The 17270-nt window shown below is 45.0% G+C and carries 17 protein-coding genes and 1 tRNA gene; 7 read left to right on the top strand and 11 right to left on the bottom strand.

The annotated features are described in order from the left end of the window. Window positions 1-29 precede the first annotated feature (29 nt). The 3 genes from Q1A40_RS07310 to Q1A40_RS07300 form a co-directional block, all read right to left on the bottom strand. Entirely contained in the window at window positions 30-467 is a 438-nt protein-coding gene (locus Q1A40_RS07310) for a hypothetical protein (RefSeq protein WP_299998839.1), read from the bottom strand. 158 nt (window positions 468-625) lie between these two features. Then, window positions 626-1180, bottom strand: coding sequence for a host cell division inhibitor Icd-like protein (locus Q1A40_RS07305; RefSeq protein ID WP_299998838.1), 555 nt, complete (start codon window positions 1178-1180; stop codon window positions 626-628). Beyond that, the gene (locus Q1A40_RS07300) at window positions 1177-1443 is read right to left on the bottom strand and encodes an AlpA family transcriptional regulator (RefSeq protein ID WP_299998836.1); all 267 of its coding nucleotides are present in this window, start codon (window positions 1441-1443) and stop codon (window positions 1177-1179) included. The genes Q1A40_RS07305 and Q1A40_RS07300 overlap by 4 nt, the downstream gene beginning before the upstream one ends. Before the next feature lie 536 nt (window positions 1444-1979). Here Q1A40_RS07300 and Q1A40_RS07295 point away from each other — a divergent pair. The 5 genes from Q1A40_RS07295 to Q1A40_RS07275 all read left to right on the top strand — a co-directional run bounded on the left by Q1A40_RS07295 (window position 1980) and on the right by Q1A40_RS07275 (window position 5527). Next, complete coding sequence (locus Q1A40_RS07295) at window positions 1980-2783, top strand: capsid protein (RefSeq protein ID WP_299998834.1); 804 nt, start codon at window positions 1980-1982, stop codon at window positions 2781-2783. After that, window positions 2780-3025: an ogr/Delta-like zinc finger family protein gene (locus Q1A40_RS07290; protein WP_299998832.1), complete on the top strand. Its 246-nt coding sequence runs from the start codon at window positions 2780-2782 to the stop codon at window positions 3023-3025. The genes Q1A40_RS07295 and Q1A40_RS07290 overlap by 4 nt, the downstream gene beginning before the upstream one ends. 16 nt (window positions 3026-3041) lie before the next feature. Further along, window positions 3042-3617, top strand: a complete 576-nt coding sequence (locus Q1A40_RS07285; protein ID WP_299998830.1) for a phage polarity suppression protein — start codon at window positions 3042-3044, stop codon at window positions 3615-3617. A gap of 293 nt (window positions 3618-3910) precedes the next feature. Further along, on the top strand, window positions 3911-4993 hold the full coding sequence (locus Q1A40_RS07280; protein WP_299998828.1) for a hypothetical protein: 1083 nt from the start codon (window positions 3911-3913) through the stop codon (window positions 4991-4993). Window positions 4994-5005: 12 nt separating this feature from the next. Continuing rightward, window positions 5006-5527, top strand: coding sequence for a hypothetical protein (locus Q1A40_RS07275; RefSeq protein WP_299998826.1), 522 nt, complete (start codon window positions 5006-5008; stop codon window positions 5525-5527). A 45-nt stretch (window positions 5528-5572) separates the two neighbouring features. Here the strand turns inward: Q1A40_RS07275 and Q1A40_RS07270 are convergent, their stop codons facing one another. The 7 genes from Q1A40_RS07270 to fdnG form a co-directional block, all read right to left on the bottom strand. Next, window positions 5573-6739: a tyrosine-type recombinase/integrase gene (locus Q1A40_RS07270; RefSeq protein WP_299998926.1), complete on the bottom strand. Its 1167-nt coding sequence runs from the start codon at window positions 6737-6739 to the stop codon at window positions 5573-5575. A 182-nt stretch (window positions 6740-6921) separates the two neighbouring features. Further along, window positions 6922-7016: transfer RNA gene (locus tag Q1A40_RS07265), tRNA-Sec, on the bottom strand. A 249-nt stretch (window positions 7017-7265) separates the two neighbouring features. Further along, the gene (locus tag Q1A40_RS07260; RefSeq protein WP_299998824.1) at window positions 7266-8297 is read right to left on the bottom strand and encodes an ElaD/SseL family deubiquitinase; all 1032 of its coding nucleotides are present in this window, start codon (window positions 8295-8297) and stop codon (window positions 7266-7268) included. 287 nt (window positions 8298-8584) lie between these two features. Further along, entirely contained in the window at window positions 8585-9514 is a 930-nt protein-coding gene (gene fdhE / locus Q1A40_RS07255) for a formate dehydrogenase accessory protein FdhE (protein ID WP_299998822.1), read from the bottom strand. Further along, window positions 9511-10146, bottom strand: coding sequence for a formate dehydrogenase cytochrome b556 subunit (gene fdoI, locus Q1A40_RS07250; RefSeq protein ID WP_299998820.1), 636 nt, complete (start codon window positions 10144-10146; stop codon window positions 9511-9513). Before fdoI ends, fdhE begins: the two co-directional genes overlap by 4 nt. After that, complete coding sequence (gene fdxH / locus Q1A40_RS07245; protein ID WP_299998818.1) at window positions 10143-11069, bottom strand: formate dehydrogenase subunit beta; 927 nt, start codon at window positions 11067-11069, stop codon at window positions 10143-10145. The genes fdoI and fdxH overlap by 4 nt, the downstream gene beginning before the upstream one ends. A 12-nt stretch (window positions 11070-11081) precedes the next feature. Beyond that, window positions 11082-14132 carry a formate dehydrogenase-N subunit alpha gene (gene fdnG / locus Q1A40_RS07240; protein WP_299998816.1) on the bottom strand — a complete coding sequence of 1017 codons (3051 nt, stop codon included), beginning with the start codon at window positions 14130-14132 and terminating at the stop codon, window positions 11082-11084. 270 nt (window positions 14133-14402) lie between these two features. Here fdnG and fdhD point away from each other — a divergent pair, with 270 nt between their 5' ends. Beyond that, window positions 14403-15227, top strand: a complete 825-nt coding sequence (fdhD, locus tag Q1A40_RS07235) for a formate dehydrogenase accessory sulfurtransferase FdhD (protein WP_299998814.1) — start codon at window positions 14403-14405, stop codon at window positions 15225-15227. A 108-nt stretch (window positions 15228-15335) separates the two neighbouring features. On the opposite strand, the gene Q1A40_RS07230 is transcribed toward fdhD, so the two are convergent. After that, window positions 15336-16061, bottom strand: a complete 726-nt coding sequence (locus Q1A40_RS07230; RefSeq protein ID WP_299998812.1) for a hypothetical protein — start codon at window positions 16059-16061, stop codon at window positions 15336-15338. 411 nt (window positions 16062-16472) lie between these two features. On the opposite strand from Q1A40_RS07230, the gene Q1A40_RS07225 reads away from it, so the two are divergent. Beyond that, complete coding sequence (locus tag Q1A40_RS07225) at window positions 16473-17258, top strand: SDR family oxidoreductase (RefSeq protein WP_299998810.1); 786 nt, start codon at window positions 16473-16475, stop codon at window positions 17256-17258. The last annotated feature ends 12 nt before the right edge of the window (window positions 17259-17270 follow it).

Raw genomic sequence — 17270 nt, 5'->3', positions numbered from 1 at the left:
TATGCACATCATTTGAATTGATTTTTTAATTACAGATAATTTCGGTAGCTGATATCCGGTTCAGGCCGGGAAATATCACGCCACGAATGCCCCACAGGAATATTTCTGATAACAGTGATTTTCTCATCTGGATAATGATGAATATTTTTCTCCCGCCATATTTGTAATATTGGGTCATCCGTTATTATTTGCAGCATGCTAAAACGGTTTTCCTGGTTACGTTTAAATTCATCCGGGGAAACACAGGTAAACTCTTTTATAAAGCAAGAAAGTGGCAATTCGATAACCTGCCCGCCTGACGAGATACGCATCAGTATCGTGTAAGCCTTGCTGTGTGGGTTCCAGCCTATCCCCGGACAGCGGTAAGGTAAATCCCACGGAATACCCTTCTCCAGAATGCCGACCACGGTTACTGAGGCATAGCTGTCAGAATAATATTGCTCACAGGGTTGTGGAAAATTAAACATGGCTTATTCTCCGCATCATCATAGGATGAATATTCCCTATTAACGCTGTTATCACAAAACAGGACGCACTATAAATGAATCGTAATGTTTTCATGATAGAAAAAATCATTATTATTTCTTGTTGGAAATATTCAGGATGCTTATTAGCCATTATTTTATTAAACATGAGTAATATCCGAAACAGGCAACCGGGCAGCAAAAAACAGCACGTAATCGTGAATAAGAGAAAGGCGGGCGCTACGTTCATCACCGGCGACGGTGCGAAGCATACAGATATTAGGTTTGCGCTCTGTACGACGAACGGCGGCGAAAACAAAGATAAATTGCGGGTGTGACTGGGTGAGGGTTGTAGCCATAGGGGCAGCCTCCAATAAGTAGCGGTTGTTGCCACCACCGGAGTTCCTACACTCATGGGTGGTAGCCCGAACGGGGGTAGGAATACCGGCCTTATTGGAAACCGGCCAGCCCGAAGGCTGCCCCGCCCGAGCCACCATTATCTGACAGGTACTATGGTGTAAAAACCATAGCCCGAAAAATAAATATGCCTGAGCAACGACGCAAAAAAAGACGCATGGCGCGTCTGGTGTCGCCAATAAGTAACACGGGTTCCTACGCCCGGCTGCCGATTTTGCGACAGCGGGAAAACTGTACCAGGAAACACACAACGGATGCAAGCCAGAAAAAGGATGTTTTGGCAGAACGACAATCATCATGCGTCATAGCCTTGGTTGCGTTCGGCAATGCGATCAGCCATCCAGGCAGTAATTTCAGACTGCGCCCATGCAACGTTTTTACCGCCAAGGCTAATTTGCTTCGGGAAAGCCTCGCGGCTGATAAGGTCATAGACCGAGGAGCGGGAAAGGCCGCACAGATGGAGCACTTCCGGCAGACGTAAAAAACGCTCATGAACGGTATTCGTAAAAGGCACCGGCGAGATAGCAGGGGCAGAAGAAGGGGAAGAAAAAGCAGTGTGCATAGGGCTACCTCATTAGTCCATACAGTACCGGGCATGTCCGTCCGGCTTCGGGTAGCTCTCTATTTTGTGAATATTTTATCTCATGGCAACAATTGAATTTTTGCCTGTTCATCAAACAACAGTTGATTTTCATCAAGACACACAGGTTCGGCAATACTCGGCAAACACCGGCAAATATTGGCAAAATCGTGATTGATTTTTCTTATACATTTTTCTTTTTTAATAGCTAAAAAGTCTAAGTGAATAATCTGTCCTCAAATAGCAAGGTGAACAGTGGTGAACAGAGGGTGAACAGTCATCACTCAACTGTTCACCCTTTAACTTACTGTATTACTTATATTTTTATTTTGGTGAACAATGGTGAATAGTTAATAGTATAAAAATAAACAGAAACGGGGTTTTGCTGAGACCTTTCTCTGGCCAGCCTGATTTTTAAGCTCTGCTTGTGCCAGATATGCCACAACTGCAATGAATCGAATTGTTGTCTGAGGAACGACAGAATGACGTCAGGTTGAAAACACACAGAGAGCCCGACGATGAAAGCAGCTTCATTTACTTCCCTAATGAAAACCATTGGCAGCACGCAGGATGAAAAAATACGCACAGTCATTAATAGCGCGCTAGATATCATTAACGAAGAGGAAAACCAGAACGCAGAAACCAAGATGAACAACGCTCTTGAAGCGTTCAGCCAGGCCAAATCCGCACACACGGAAAATATGCTGAAACTGAATGATATCAATGCAGCCATTACCCGCAGTGAAAAAGAACGCCAGAATGCCCTGAGTGAGAGTGCAAAAGCGGAGCAAAACTTCCGAACCCGCTTCCGGGAATTACGCGGAATGATGACGCCGGAACTTAAAGCGGAACATAGTCAGCGAGTGGCCGGTCGCGAGCTGGCAGAAGACATCACTGTTGTGATTGCCGAGCTGGAAGATGATAAAATGGATATCATGCTGTCGGCCTGTACATCGGGAGATAAATACGTCAGCACCCATGCTTCCGCGCTCTCTGTTTATGCCCGGAACGAGTGGGCGTCGGTAATGAAGGACATTCCCCCAGCACTGATACGCGCTTTCGTGTTACGCCTACGTGAGCTGGAAATGGAAGGGGAAGAACGCCCTCACCGTGTTCTGATTCAGGAGCTGGGCGATAATGTACTGGCACAGAGCCGATTTTACGCATTCGACATGGCACATGAGCCCGTTATTTCACAGATTGGCCTTCATCGCCCTGCGCTCACCGGTGTGGATATGACGCTCTATAAAAGCCCAGCCAAGAGAATGTTACGGGCGAAAGAGCTGGCACGGAAGACACAACCGCAGGAGGTGAAGCCATGATGCGCTGCCCGTACTGTAAAAAGGCTGCTCATGTGCGTACCAGCCGCTATCTGTCGGATAACGTTAAACAGAGCTATCTCCAGTGCATCAATGTGTTCTGTTCGGCGACCTTTCGCACCGTCGAATCCATTGATGAAGTGATACGTCCCCCGATGGAAAAAGAGCCATCCGAATCGGCACCGGCCATACCCGTTGCGCCTCCGCGTATACAGGATTGTTCCCGCTCATCACTGCGCCACTGACTCAGGAGAAAGAAACATGACCCGTACACCACTGGAGCAGGCTTTTACGGTCTGCCAGCACAATAAAACGCGCTGGCTGGATAGCAAAACAGGACTGGCACAAGCTGAAATGGCACTCAGAGAGCGAGAGTTATCCTGTGATAATCCTGAGCCGGAAGAAATACAGGCATTACGCGATTTATCTGACCTGAAAAAATGGGAAGTGAATCAGTCTGCCGGGGACTATATCCGTGCTCATGAAGCCGTGCAGCACATCAGCATCCGCCGCCAGCTTCATGCCTTTATGACAGCGCACGGCATCACCCTGACTGCTGCCCTGGCTCCTGAACTGATGCATATCAGTAAACAGCCGGAAATCGTCAGAGAAAGCGCCCTCGACCGCGCTGCTGCGAGTATCCGCGAGGCGTTATCCGTTTATCTGGCCAGCGGGATTGCTATTGATTACGCAGAAGATGACCGGGATATCCTGACCACTATCGGATTCCGGCCTGACAGGGCATCACGGGCAGATAATCAGGTAAAATATTCGCCTGAACAGAGTCTGATTTTCTCGCGTCGTCAGGCAGAACTGAACCGCAAAAAATCCCCGTAAAATGCCTCAAAATTCCCGCTAATATTTCAAAAATAGCCATGCACGCCTACGGTGCATGGTTTTGCATTTAAATATTCGAATTTTTCACACCCAATCACACCAGTACTGGCGCGGCTTGAGCCCCTTCGCGCAACTGCATTAAAACCGACACACAAAGCGGGCAGGCGAGGAGGGGGAAGCATTGCGCGCGAAGGTTGCATTAATTTAAGGACATGATTAAATGCTCATCACGTATCTTCTTCTGATTAGATTTCTCCTAAAAAAACTATTCAACCTCGACTAAGGGTGAGCAAATGAGCGAAGGACTGGTCACTTTTTTCAAATATAAACAATTAGGATTCCATAAAAGAGGTGATCCATATTATGAGCCATTGATGATGGCCGATATGCTGGATTCCTTACATACCTGGTTCTCAAGTAGAACTTCATTAGCTGATACATTGCCTTGGGATGACAATAGCCCCGGTTATTCTTCAAGGAAAAAAGTTTATTTGAAGGGAATTGAGCGTAACGAGAGCACAGGTGATTATGTTGTAATTTTATGGCGAGCAATTGGAAATGGGAATGGGGTTTATGGTATCCGCTCTGACTCTGCCTTGAGTGATGATCGCTTGTACAGTGCTGATGAAGAGTTAGATGGTGAAAATGTTATATGGGGAGAGCCTGCTTATTATTGGTTTGTTCCTTCTTTAAATATTTTTGCATCAATAAAATTTCATAGTTCAATTTCAGATACAGAACTGATGAATAAATATCTTCGTGATTTCATGACACTGCATAGTAATATTAAAACAAAGCGTCGAGAAACGAAGGAAGGTAAGAATGGAAATTATTTGAGTATATCTTTTGTTTCTGTTTCTGGCGATAATTTGTGGCTTAGGATATATAGTGAACAATATACTAAATTAACAAATGGAGCAGACTTAGATAGAATCGCAAACCAGATAACGCACTTCGTCAAACGAGATGTGATTAGCGCATCAGTTCAGCCAGATGCTGGTTGGACAAGGTATTTTAGAGGTCTTCCATTCATTTCTAGCGAAGTAACAAGAGATACTCGAAAAATTGAATTAACTATAGAAGCCTCTCCTACAGGAGAAGAGTTGCGTTCCATTTTTGAAACGTATAATGAAGACTATAATGTTAGTGCTGGTGATTGGGCTAACTTAGGTTTTAGAAAAGAGGGTGTAGGGGGAACATGTTGGCTAAACGAGTTTGTTGTAAGGAATACATTATTAGTTAGTGCTATAGGTCAGTATGATGATTCAGGGTTTTATACGACTAGTAGAATTTTGAATGCCTTGCATTTAACTAGATCTAATCTACTAGCTGCCTTTACAAGTTCTCCGGACTCCGAAGAACAGGCGAATTCTTGATTGGTGATATTTATGAAAGATCAAACTCGAGCGCGTCTAAAATATCTTCACATCATTCCATTTCTTGTTATTTTTTGGGCCAGTATTGCATATCGGTATGATATTAAGAGTCAAGATTTAGACCCGCTAATTTCTATTCTACAAAATGTTTCTGTAATGGTTTTTACTATAATGGGAATATGGATAGCATATCTATATCCTAATGCAATATTGAGGATTACGCAGCCATCAAAAGTGGATGTTATTTTTTCAGATGAGGATAGTGAGCGAGTCAAGATTATTGTTGGTGTTGTGGTTTTATCCGCAATAGTATTATCTCTTCTTCTAATAGGAGTTGTTTTAAAGCCATTCATCATTAAATCTTGGCTGTTCATTCATGCCCCAAGTGTTTTTGTCGGCATTGGTATTTTTTCTTTGCTAATATTGAGTTACTTACAACTTATAGCTATTTATATTGTAATTGCATCTAATGTTAACTTTATAATTGAACTAAAAAATAAAAAAAATAAACACAACCTCAATAGTAGATTGTAATATTATAATCACTGGCGGTCTTATTGTTAGACTGCCAGCCCATATTTATAATGGGATCTTGGAGTAAGGGGAAAGTATTTTGTCAGCATACCACTGCAACATACATCTTCTTTTTTCTATATACTGAGCATGATTATAGGTACCTCGAATGCTATTCTTGTCAACATGAGCTAATTGCATTTCAATCCAGGAGCTATCAAATCCTTGCTCATGAAGTATGGTCGACATAGAATGCCGAAATCCATGACCAGTAGCCCGTCCTTTATAACCAAGCAACTCAATTACTTGTGAAACACTTTCTTTCGAGATTGGTTTACTGCGGTTATTTCTGCCAATAAAAATATACGGATAATGTCCCGTGATAGGTTTCAGTTGCTTGAATAGTTCTATCGCTTGAGTTGATAACGGAACGATATGAGGTCTACGCATTTTCATCCGTTCTGCTGGTATTTCCCAGATGCCTTTTTCGAGATCTACCTCCTCCCAAGTAGCAAAGCGCATTTCCTGAGTTCTTACACCGGTTAGCATAACTATCTTAGTGGCATTTTTAGTAATGAGACTGCCGGTGTAGGCTTCAAGATCGCGGATAAAATGGGGTAATTCTTCGGCTGAGAGGAAGGGATGATGTTTTTGCTTTGGAACGGCCAGCGCAATGGCTAAATCAGGTGCGGGATTATATTCAGCTCTGCCAGTGATAATTGCATAGCGAAACACTTCTCCGCATCGTTGGCGTACTTTACGTGTTTTCTCCAGCGCTCCACGCTTTTCAATACGTCGTAGTACCTCAAGTAGCTCTAATGGCTTAATTTCGCCGATAGGGCGTTTACCAATGAACGGGAAAACGTCTTGCTCGAAGGTCTTAATGATTTCCTCACGGTAAGCCACAGTCCAGCGGTCAGCTTTATTTTTATGCCATTCACGACTGATAGCTTCAAAAGAGTTTTCGCTTGAGAATTGTTGAGCCATCTTCTGAGCCCTGCGGTCTTCTACAGGGTCAGTATTATTCGCTACCTGTTTACGGGCTATCTCACGTTTCTCACGCGCTTCTGCAAGGGTTACCAGGTCGTAGCTGCCAAAAGACATCAACCGTGCCTTACCTGCAAAGCGGAAACGAAAGCGCCAGCCTTTCGAGCCATCGGGGTTGATAAGCAGCGATAAGCCCTGCCCATCGTTCAATGTGTAGACTTTATCCTGAGGTTTTGCGCGCTTAATTTATATGTCTGTCAGTGCTATGTGTATAAGTTGAATAGGTGTATAAAAATTCTATACACAACACTATACATATTTTTCCTGGATTCAGGCAGATGGTGTCGGACGGTTACGGATGAACCATTCTCTATCTTATTTGAATTTAAAGGATTTTTAGACGTTCTCGGACGAGAGGGGAGGAAAATTGGCGGAAGATCACAGGAGTCGAACCTGCCCGGCACCGCTGGCGGCACCCACTGGATTTGAAATCCAGCCGCCTCACCAGAGACGACGATCTTCCGCGCCTTCATTGCTACATGGAGGCGGTGCGCATTATACCGAGTTTCCTGAATAGTCCCAATCATTGCACAAGAAAATAGATAGAATTTAACTCTAAATTATCCGAAAAATTAGAATAAATACGAATGCAGGCGTCCAAAAACGATGTGTTTTAAGACAATTTTGTCAGTTTTGAACGATTTTTGTCAGTGGTTTTGTAGCGTCGCAGCACTTTATCTGGCCTGTTTTAAGTTTCAGGAGCAGGCGTGGACTACTGCAGATAGGTTTCCGCATAGATACGGTAACGATTTTCGAGGTTAAAGCGCTCTTGATCTGCGATTGGCTGCTGAGTAAAAGAGGTCAAGAAGTTCTCCAGCATCTTATCCGGTGACTGAAAGTTATTTTCCATTAGTCGTCTTATCGCTTCAATGGTCAGTAGTCCACAACCATTAGGCACATATTCCTGGATATTCTGTTCCAGAAACAGGATAGCGTCAGAATCGGTGATACCAGCAAGGTATGCTGCGTCACTGAATTGCTGTTTAGTTTGCAGACTTAAGGGCTCCCAAGTATTACAGATAATCGCTCTGGGCTTCCCGTCGTCAGATTTATACAAACCAAAGGTTATCCAGTGCTCGCCTGTGTTAATGGGGAAAAATTCAGGGTGTTCAAGAAAGGAATGCTGCCCGCACAGCTCACCCAGTTGATATGACAGCATATTTTCATGGCTCTCAGGGTGGATAAGCGGAACAGGATAATTGATCGTTAATGTATCGTAGAGGCGAGTATAAGACTTGAGAGCGGCGTTTATTTCATCGCTAGAAATCATGCGTGCTGAGTTCCAGATATCAGTATCGTCTGTCTGTTCATGCTCAGATTGTGCGCTATGGCTTTGAGTAAAAACACGTGACAGAGATAGCCTTTCGCCGATATCAGCCGCGGCACCTGCCATATACAGTAATTTTGAGGGGGTGCGTAGTTTGTGCATATCGGCATTATTTTTCATTTTATCGTTGGATAACCGATATAGCATTTGAGCGGATCTTTGAATATTTTTTACTACATCAGCTTGTTCGTCGGTAGGTGTTGTCCCGCAGAACATATCAAACAGATATTTTTCTGCCAGCCTGCCAGATTCGTCTTGCCGCAGAGCGAGGTTATTTAATAACTCAATACTACGTAGAGAACCCTTGGATGCTGATATTTTTAATGAGTCGAGAGTTTCCTTTGATATTTTTTCACTGAATAACGTATTAAATTCAGCGGTATTATAGTAGTCATTACTAATGGTATTAATATTCATAAAAATCCCTTCCCTGGAAATAGAATTGTTAGCACTTTTTTAAGTGTTGTCTGCGACAAAATGGATGATGATCGATAGGGATCGTGCCTCAATAGCATCTTGATACCCGTCATACTTCAAGTTGCCAGGGGGTTGCGTGCGTGAGGCGCGCCTACAAGCAACTCGAATTATTTTGGATATATATAAGATGTATGGAATTCTACATCCGAATAAAAACTGAAAGTTTTAGAAAACAATTAAAACTGGGGGAAGAGCAGCACCTTAAAACGCAGTGCTGCTTATGGGACTTATTCATTGTCACCAGGAAATAAGAACGGATTAATGCTGCTACGGGCAAAGCCTTCTTGCTCCATGCGTGCATCCAGCACTAATGACGCCAGATCGTCAGCTACCGCTTCGACGCTGGCATCTTTTTCCTGATATAAGATCTTCAGATAGGTTCCACAGTCACCGCAGCTCTCGGCTTTGATAGCTGAATGTTCACTGTCCAGCGACCAGTAATTCAGATCACGTGTCTGTTCGCAGTTGCTGCATTTAATCCGCACCACATGCCATTCCGTCTCGCACAGATTGCAGTGCAAGTAGCGTAATGCGTTGTTACTGCCAATATGCACAATACTGGAAACTGGGATTGAACCACATACCGGGCAGAACTGGCGTTGTTCACCGTATTCCGCTCTCGCTTTACCAGGGATAAGACTGGCCATTTGTGCCCAGTAGAGTGACAGAGCTGCCCAGATAAAGGGGGCTTTATCGCTACCGACTTTAGAAAACTCGTTATTCAGCAAAGCTGTTGCCATCTCTTCCAGCTCGCTTGAAGAAGCTTTTTCGAGGTTTTCAATGACGGCTAATGCCTGGCCGCTCATTTCTGGTTTCAGTTCGGCAATCAGCGACAGTAACAGACGCTGCCAGTGCGTATCGCGTGGCAGAATATGCAGGTCCAGTGGGGGTTTACCGCTCTTTGCGCCTTGTTCAATCAGGGCTGTCAGATCCATTTCCAGTGGATGATCGTAGAGCACCACTTCCTGGGCATGGGCTATCAACGCGGCAAAACGCAGATAATCACCTAATGGATTATTGGCTGCCAGCTCGCGCAGACGTTCTGCGCGACGATTGTACAGATTCTTCAGCCTGGGAAACAACAGCGGTGGAATAGATTCCACCGCATGTTTCTCGCGTTTTTCCAGCCTGTCCTGCGGGATTATGCGAATACTCATTCCGATGATTTATCCTGTTTCTGGCGCAATTCACGATACCAGCGCGGATGGTGTTTTTTGGCCCAGGTTGAGGTCACCCATCCTTCTACCATAGCAGTGATGGTTCCCTTCACCCACAAAGCGGCGTAAACATGCACCATAATAACCACGATTAGGGCGACCGCGGCAAGTGAATGCACTAATAACGCAATGCGGATGATTGGAATTGGGAATGAAGGTGCAAAATAAGGACGCCAGATAATAACTCCGCTTACCAGTAACAACACCAGGAAGATAATCGCCGCCCAGAACACGCATTTCTGGCCGAAATTATAGCGACCGGTATCACCCACTTCCTCATTAACGACAATCTTATGGATATTTTTTGCCCATACGATGTCTTCTTTGTTAATCAGGTTATGATGCCAGTAACGGAAGAACATGATGATAAATGACGCGAACATCACCACCCCGACAAACGGGTGAAGAATACGTGCCAATTGCGGTGTTCCGAGAATATGCATCAGCCAGTTGAAGGAAGGGAAAAAGAATCCCAGCCCACTGACGGCCGCCAGAATAAAGCAGAAAGCGGTTACCCAGTGATTGATACGCTCGGGCGCACTGTAGCGCTGAATTTTCACTTCTTTCTTCATTTTTGCACCTCATCATCATGGTGCTGCTTAGCATCAGGTTTGTCGGCTTCTTCCTCGTCGTCCTCTTTCTCGGCACGATTTGGGCCAACCCCTACATAGTGGAAAATGCTGGCGGCAAAGGTAACAGCGAAACCAACTGCGGCCAGCGGCTTCCAGATACCTTTCCAGAACTCCACGGTCGGGCTAATTGCTGGGTCCTTCGGTAAACCATGATAAAGCGTCGGATTATCTGCATGATGCAGAACGTACATGACATGTGTACCCCCGACACCCGCAGGATCGTAGAGACCCGCATTGTCATAGCCACGCGTTTTCAGCTCCGCTACTCGCTCACCTGCCAGGTCTTTCATGTCCTCTTTGGTACCGAAATGAATCGCACCGGTTGGGCAAGTTTTCACACAGGCAGGTTCCTGGCCGACAACCACACGGTCAACACACAGCGTACATTTGTAGACCCGATTATCGTCTGGATTCATACGCGGTACGTCGAACGGACAGCCCGCAATGCAGTAGCCACAGCCAATACATTGCTCGGACTGGAAATCGACGATACCGTTGGCGTATTGAATAATCGCGCCTTCTGACGGACAGGCTTTCAGACACCCCGGATCGGCACAGTGCATACAGCCATCCTTACGGATCAGCCATTCCAGTTTATCGTTCTGCTCGACTTCAGAAAAACGCATTACTGTCCACGACTTAGCGGTTAAATCCGCCGGATTATCGTAAACCCCGACGTTAATTCCCACTTTATCACGAATATCATTCCACTCTGAACACGCGACCTGACAAGCCTTACAGCCGATGCAGGTTGTTACATCGATAAGCTTGGCCACTTCGTGCTGGTAATCCCGCACTTGAGGCGCGGGTGTGAAGCCGTTGGTTGCGGAACGACGGATGATGTCCTGAGATTGATAAGTCATAATTCGTCTCCGTTACACCTTTTCCACATTAACCAGAAACGCCTTATACTCTGGCGTTTGCGTATTAGCGTCACCGACAAATGGCGTTAATGTATTGGCAAGAAACCCTTTTTTGGCCACGCCTTCATAACCCCAGTGAATCGGAATACCAATGGTATCGACCTTCTGACCATGCACATCCAGAGTACGGATACGTTTTGTCACTACCGCTTTGGCCTTAATATAGCCGCGGTTAGAAGAGACTTTCACCGTATCGCCACGTGCAATACCCAGCTTATTCGCCAGTTTTTCACCAATCTCGATAAATTGCTGTGGCTGAGTAATGGCATTTAACAGGGCATGTTTGGTCCAATAGTGGAAATGCTCTGTCAGGCGATAAGTGGTACCGACATACGGGAATTTCTCGTGCGAGCCCATTTCTGCCAGGTCATCTTTGAATACGCGTGCAGCCGGGTTGGACACCACATCCGGATGAAGTGGGTTAGTGCCAAGCGGTGTTTCAAAGGGTTCGTAGTGCTCAGGGAACGGACCTTCAGCCATCTTATCGAGAGCAAACAGACGTCCCATACCTTCTGGCTGCATGATAAAGGGTCCGACACCCGAGTCTGGTGCAGCATTGCTGTAGTCAGGTACATCAATACCCGTCCATTTAGTACCATTCCAGGAGATCAAACGGCGTTTTTCATCCCACGGATTACCCGCAGGATCTGCTGAGGCACGGTTATAGAGAATGCGGCGGTTGAGTGGCCATGCCCAGGCCCAGCCCAGCGTATTCCCAAGGCCCGATGGGTCAGCATTGTCACGTCTGGCCATCTGATTGCCGTCTTGCGTCCAGCTTCCTGTAAATATCCAGCAACCACTGGCGGTGGAACCGTCATCACGCAACTGGGCAAATGAGCTGAGCTGTTGACCCTTTTTCAGGATAACAGCGCCCGTCGCTGGGTCGATAAGGTCGGCAAGCGCCTTACCATTACTCTCCATTGCCACTTGTTCTGGCTCTGGATCGTCCGGCGTCAGGTAGTCCCATGACATATTGAGAACTTGTTCAGGTGTTGTACCGCCTTCGTTTGCATACATGTTACGCAAACGCGAGAAGATACCGGAAAGAATAGCACCATCACTCAGGGCTTCACCTGGGGCATCAGCGCCTTTCCAGTGCCACTGTAACCAGCGAGCAGAGTTAACGATCGAACCGTTCTCTTCAGCGAAACAGCCAGAAGGCAAGCGGAACACTTCGGTTTGAATATTGGCAGGATCGACATCATTGAACTCGCCGTGGTTCTGCCAGAAGTTTGAGGTTTCGGTATTCAGCGGATCGACCGTGACCAGGAACTTCAGTTTGGAAAGAGATGCTATCACTTTGTTTTTGTTCGGGAACGAAGCTACCGGGTTAAAGCCCTGGCAGATATAGCCATTCACTTTACCCTGTTTCATCATCTCGAAATATTGCAGGACGTCGTACGCTTTGTCCCACTTCGGTAACAGGTCATAACCCCAGTCATTCTCTTTCGTTGCTTTATCCCCGTAGAAGGATTTCATCAGCGAAACAAAGAATTTTGGATAATTACTCCAGTAGTTTACCTGACCTTTTAACAGCGATTTTGGCGTATTAGCGGCCAGATAGCTGGCTAAATCAGGCTGCTTATCACTCGGCAGGTTGAGGTAACCCGGCAGGCTGGTGGAGAGCAAGCCGAGGTCAGTCAAACCCTGAATATTAGAGTGACCACGCAGGGCGTTAACGCCTCCACCTGCCATACCCATATTACCGAGTAATAGCTGGATCATCGCCATGGTTCGAATATTTTGTGCACCTACGGTATGTTGCGTCCAGCCCAGAGCGTAGAGGAACGATGCGGTTTTATCGCCAACGCTGGTTTCGGCAAGGTACTGGCAGACTTGCAGGAAGTCTTCTTTAGGGGTACCACAAATATCCGTTACTACCTCAGGGGTATAGCGGGAGAGATGCTGTTTCAGCAGGTTCCAGACACAGCGAGGGTGCTGGAGCGTCTGGTCGCGCTTGGCGAAGCCTTCTTCATCCAGTTCATAGAACCAGCTGGTTTTATCGTATTTGCGATTTTCTGCATCGTAACCGGTAAACAGACCATCATCAAAGCCGTAATCTTCACGCACAATCAGGTTGGCGTTGGTATAGGCTTCAACATATTCACGGTTAAATTTATTGTTGTTTATCAGATACAGCAGAACGCCTGACAGGAAAGCAATGTCAGTACCAGAACGAATAGGCGTGTAGAAATCAGCTACCGCAGCTGTTCGGGTAAAACGGGGATCAATAACGATTAACTTAGCACCGTTATGGATTTTAGCTTCCATCGCCCAGCGGAATCCCACCGGATGCGCTTCTGCCGCATTACCGCCCATCACCACAATCAGGTTGGCATTTTTAATATCAACCCAGTGGTTGGTCATCGCACCGCGACCAAATGTTGGAGCAAGACTTGCTACCGTTGGTCCGTGTCAGACGCGCGCCTGGTTATCTACGGCAAGCATGCCGAGAGCGCGGGAAAATTTCTGGCTTAAAAAGCCGGTTTCATTGCTAGCAGCGGAAGCACAAAGCATCCCGGTTGTTAACCAGCGATTGACGGTAGTGCCTTGCTCATTGGTGGCAATGAAATTGGCGTCACGGTCTTCTTTCATCAGTTTGGCGATGCGGTCAAAAGCTTCGTCCCAACCGATTTGTTTCCATTCATTAGAGCCAGGGGCTCGATAAGAAGGATATTTCAGACGGCCTTCTGAGTGGATAAAGTCCACCAGACCAGCACCTTTCGGACATAATGCGCCGCGGTTTACCGGATGATCCGGGTCTCCTTCGATATGAAAGATGGAGGATTTGGCATTTTTTGCGCCATCTCCGAGGCTATACATCAATAGCCCACACCCTACAGAACAGTATGTACAGGTATTACGCGTCTCACGGGTTCTCAGTAGCTTGTACTGTCGGGTTTCCGCAAGTGCAGCCGCTGGGGTAAAACCCAGTGCTGCTGCCGTGGTTCCTGCCATACCGCCAGCACAGATCTTAAAGAACTGCCTTCTGCTGACTTGCATAGATTGCTCCTTGTACGACATTTCTACATGACTAATAAATTAAGGTTGTGAAGAACCTGTCAGGGTTGATAATAATGAAGAACCCTCTAGTAAAAAATCGTCAGCATGACGATAAAGTATATATGGAAAACTTATTTTTATAAGGCTGAGATTGAGGAAGGTCGTCTGCAATATGACCACTGGCAAAGAGACAATGACCTTCTATCCTTTAAGGATTATTAGGATAATACCACACTGACGCTGTGGCTGTTTTCGATTTAAGGCAAAAAAATGAAAAGTACCGATGTTTATCAACAAGAAAATATGAAAAATAGCACAGGGCACTTAAAAACTGACTGTTGGCAGCGTAATGACCTGCAAAATGAAGTTCAGGATGAGGTGGCCGAAGAAGTGCCTGTTGCACTGGTATATAACGGCATTTCGCATGTCGTGATGATGGCCTCGCCAAAAAACCTCGAAGCATTTGCCCTTGGCTTTTCACTTTCCGAGGGCATTATCGATAATCCACGCGATATTCTGGGAATGGATGTTGTGTCACATTGTCATGGTATCGAAGTGCAGGTTGAACTCTCCAGCCGTCGGTTTATGGGGTTAAAAGAGCGTCGCCGCAATATGACCGGACGTACCGGATGTGGTATTTGCGGTATTGAGCAGCTCAATGATATTGCTCGTCCTCTGCCCCAGTTACCTTTTACTCAGCGTTTTTCTCTGGCAGCCCTTGACCAGGCGCTGAGCAAAATGCGCGAGTATCAGCCTGTGGGTGACCTGACCGGCTGTACGCATGTCGCTCTATGGCTGAATACTCAGGGGGAAATACTGGGCGGCTGTGAAGATATCGGCCGCCATGTGGCACTGGATAAAATGCTGGGTGTACGTTCCCAGCAGCAGTGGCAGCAAGGAGCCATGCTCGTATCCAGCCGTGCCAGCTATGAAATGGTACAGAAATCGGTGATGTGTGGAGTAGAAATCCTGTTTGCAGTCTCCGCCACTACAGCCTTAGCTATCGATGTTGCACAGCGTAGTAACCTGACGTTGGTCGCTTTTAGTCGCAGTGGACGGGCAACCGTTTATACCCATCCTCAACGTTTATATTAACGACACAAAATAGCCCGTATGTTGTTGCAAAAAACGGGCTACGGTAATCTCAGTATTATCGGCTTGTTTAATCTTTCTTATCGGTCTTCGCCCTATACGACAATGAAACTAGTCGCTATGTTTATTATTATTACTGATTTTAAATTTTTGAATTATTTCCTCAAGGAAAATAAAGAATAAAGTTCTTGATTTTTCGTAGGGTTTAAGCGAATTATCACCAGTGCTTTTTGTTAAATAAAATAATGTGTTTCTCTGTAAGTCTGGGAAATGACGAAACTCCTCAAAAAGAAATATTATTTCTTTGTAATTCAAGTCATTGAGATCATCTTTTAACGGTTTAAACAACCCCGTAGTGGAAAGTACAAGCAACTTTGTATCGCTATTATCAGCATTTTTAACTACGGTAAGATCGTTAGTCGCAAGTGAAAATACGTCAGAAAAAGTACGTAACCGATAAGCAAAATAATCAGCACAAATATAAGAGGGACCTAGTCCATAAATAACTAATTTATTGCAGTCTTTTATTTTAATCCAGAAATCATAGGCAAGCTGTTCGTCGAAATGATTAATATAATCATTGATCCGTTGCAGTTCATCTGATACTTGGCTGGTCCGTGATTCGCTCTCTTTACCCACAATAAAGCTTTTATATTCTTTGAAAGAATCAAAACCTAATTTTTTAACAAACTTAGAGATTTTTGATGTCGAAACATCAAAGCATTTGCTTAAATCAGTGATTGAAATTTTTGGGTTATGCTGAATAGACTCTCTCGTTCCATCCAGAAGTCTTTTTTCAAGTAAATTCAAGTTGTTATAGTCAACTTTTATCATCATGATATCCCGCTATTGTTTCCATTATAAAAGCAATATTTTAGTTAATTTGCAATTGCAATTACGCAACTGATTAGTCTGTCAGGTGAACTTAAGCCTGATAATTTAAAAAAACAATCGAAGAATATAACGCACGACTCTTTAGTCATCTTAAAAAAGAATGATAAGAGTTACATTTATTTTTCATGAGAGCATTTGAATAAACGAGTATCAACAACCAGATGTTGATGCTTAAAATTATTACTTAATTCGAGTTTTACACCAAAAATATCAACTTTGTAAGATCAAATGTTTCAATTGCTATTTATTTTCCAAAAATAGGATCAAAGTAACGTTTTGTGGAAAATTTTAAATATAAGATGTGAATCAGTATCGCTTTAATTGAAATCTAAATGTTAAACACGGTGGATCACTATGCTGGAAAAAATCACAGATTTTAGTTTAAGTCTCTTTTCCCTCAAGGGCAGAACAGCGATTGTCACAGGCGGAAATGCAGGTCTGGGTCAAGCATATAGCCTGGCATTTGCCAAAGCAGGTGCCAATGTTGCGGTTATCTCTCTGGCGGATGATGGCGGTGAAACCCAACGTTTGGTAGAAGAGTGCGGCTGTCAGTATCACTTTATTCTTGCAGATATCACCCGTGAAGGTGAACCGAAACGGGCTATTGAGCAGATAGTTAACCATTTTGGTCGTATTGATATATTGGTCAATAACGCCGGTATCTGTATCAATGAACAGAATGTCCTGAAGTTCACTCGTGTCCAGTGGGATAAAATGATGGCATTGAATTTAAGTGCCGCTTTCGAAATGTCACACGAAGTCGCTAAATATATGATCCCGCAAAAGAGCGGTAAAATCATCAATATAGCATCGATGTTTTCCTATTTAGGTGGGCAGTGGTCTCCAGCCTATTCTGCCAGTAAGCACGGTATTGTTGGCCTGACAAAAGCTTATTGTGATGAGCTTGCCCAATTTAATATTCAGGTTACTGCGATTGCTCCGGGTTATTACGCCACCCCTCTGACTGAAAAAACTCGCTCAGACCCAGAAGCAAATCAACGTGTTCTTTCTCATATTGCCGCAGGTCGCTGGGGTAATCTTGCTGATCTTATGGGCACAGCCGTCTTCCTGGCTTCCGATGCCTCAAATTATGTCAATGGTTCTGTAATCGCCGTGGACGGCGGTTATTTAGTACGTTAATAAACGATAATG

The sequence above is a fragment of the uncultured Cedecea sp. genome (assembly GCF_947498825.1).
GTDB lineage: Bacteria > Pseudomonadota > Gammaproteobacteria > Enterobacterales > Enterobacteriaceae > JGM124.
Note: the sequence above shows the minus strand (reverse complement) of the source record. Positions and strands in the feature narration are given on the sequence as shown.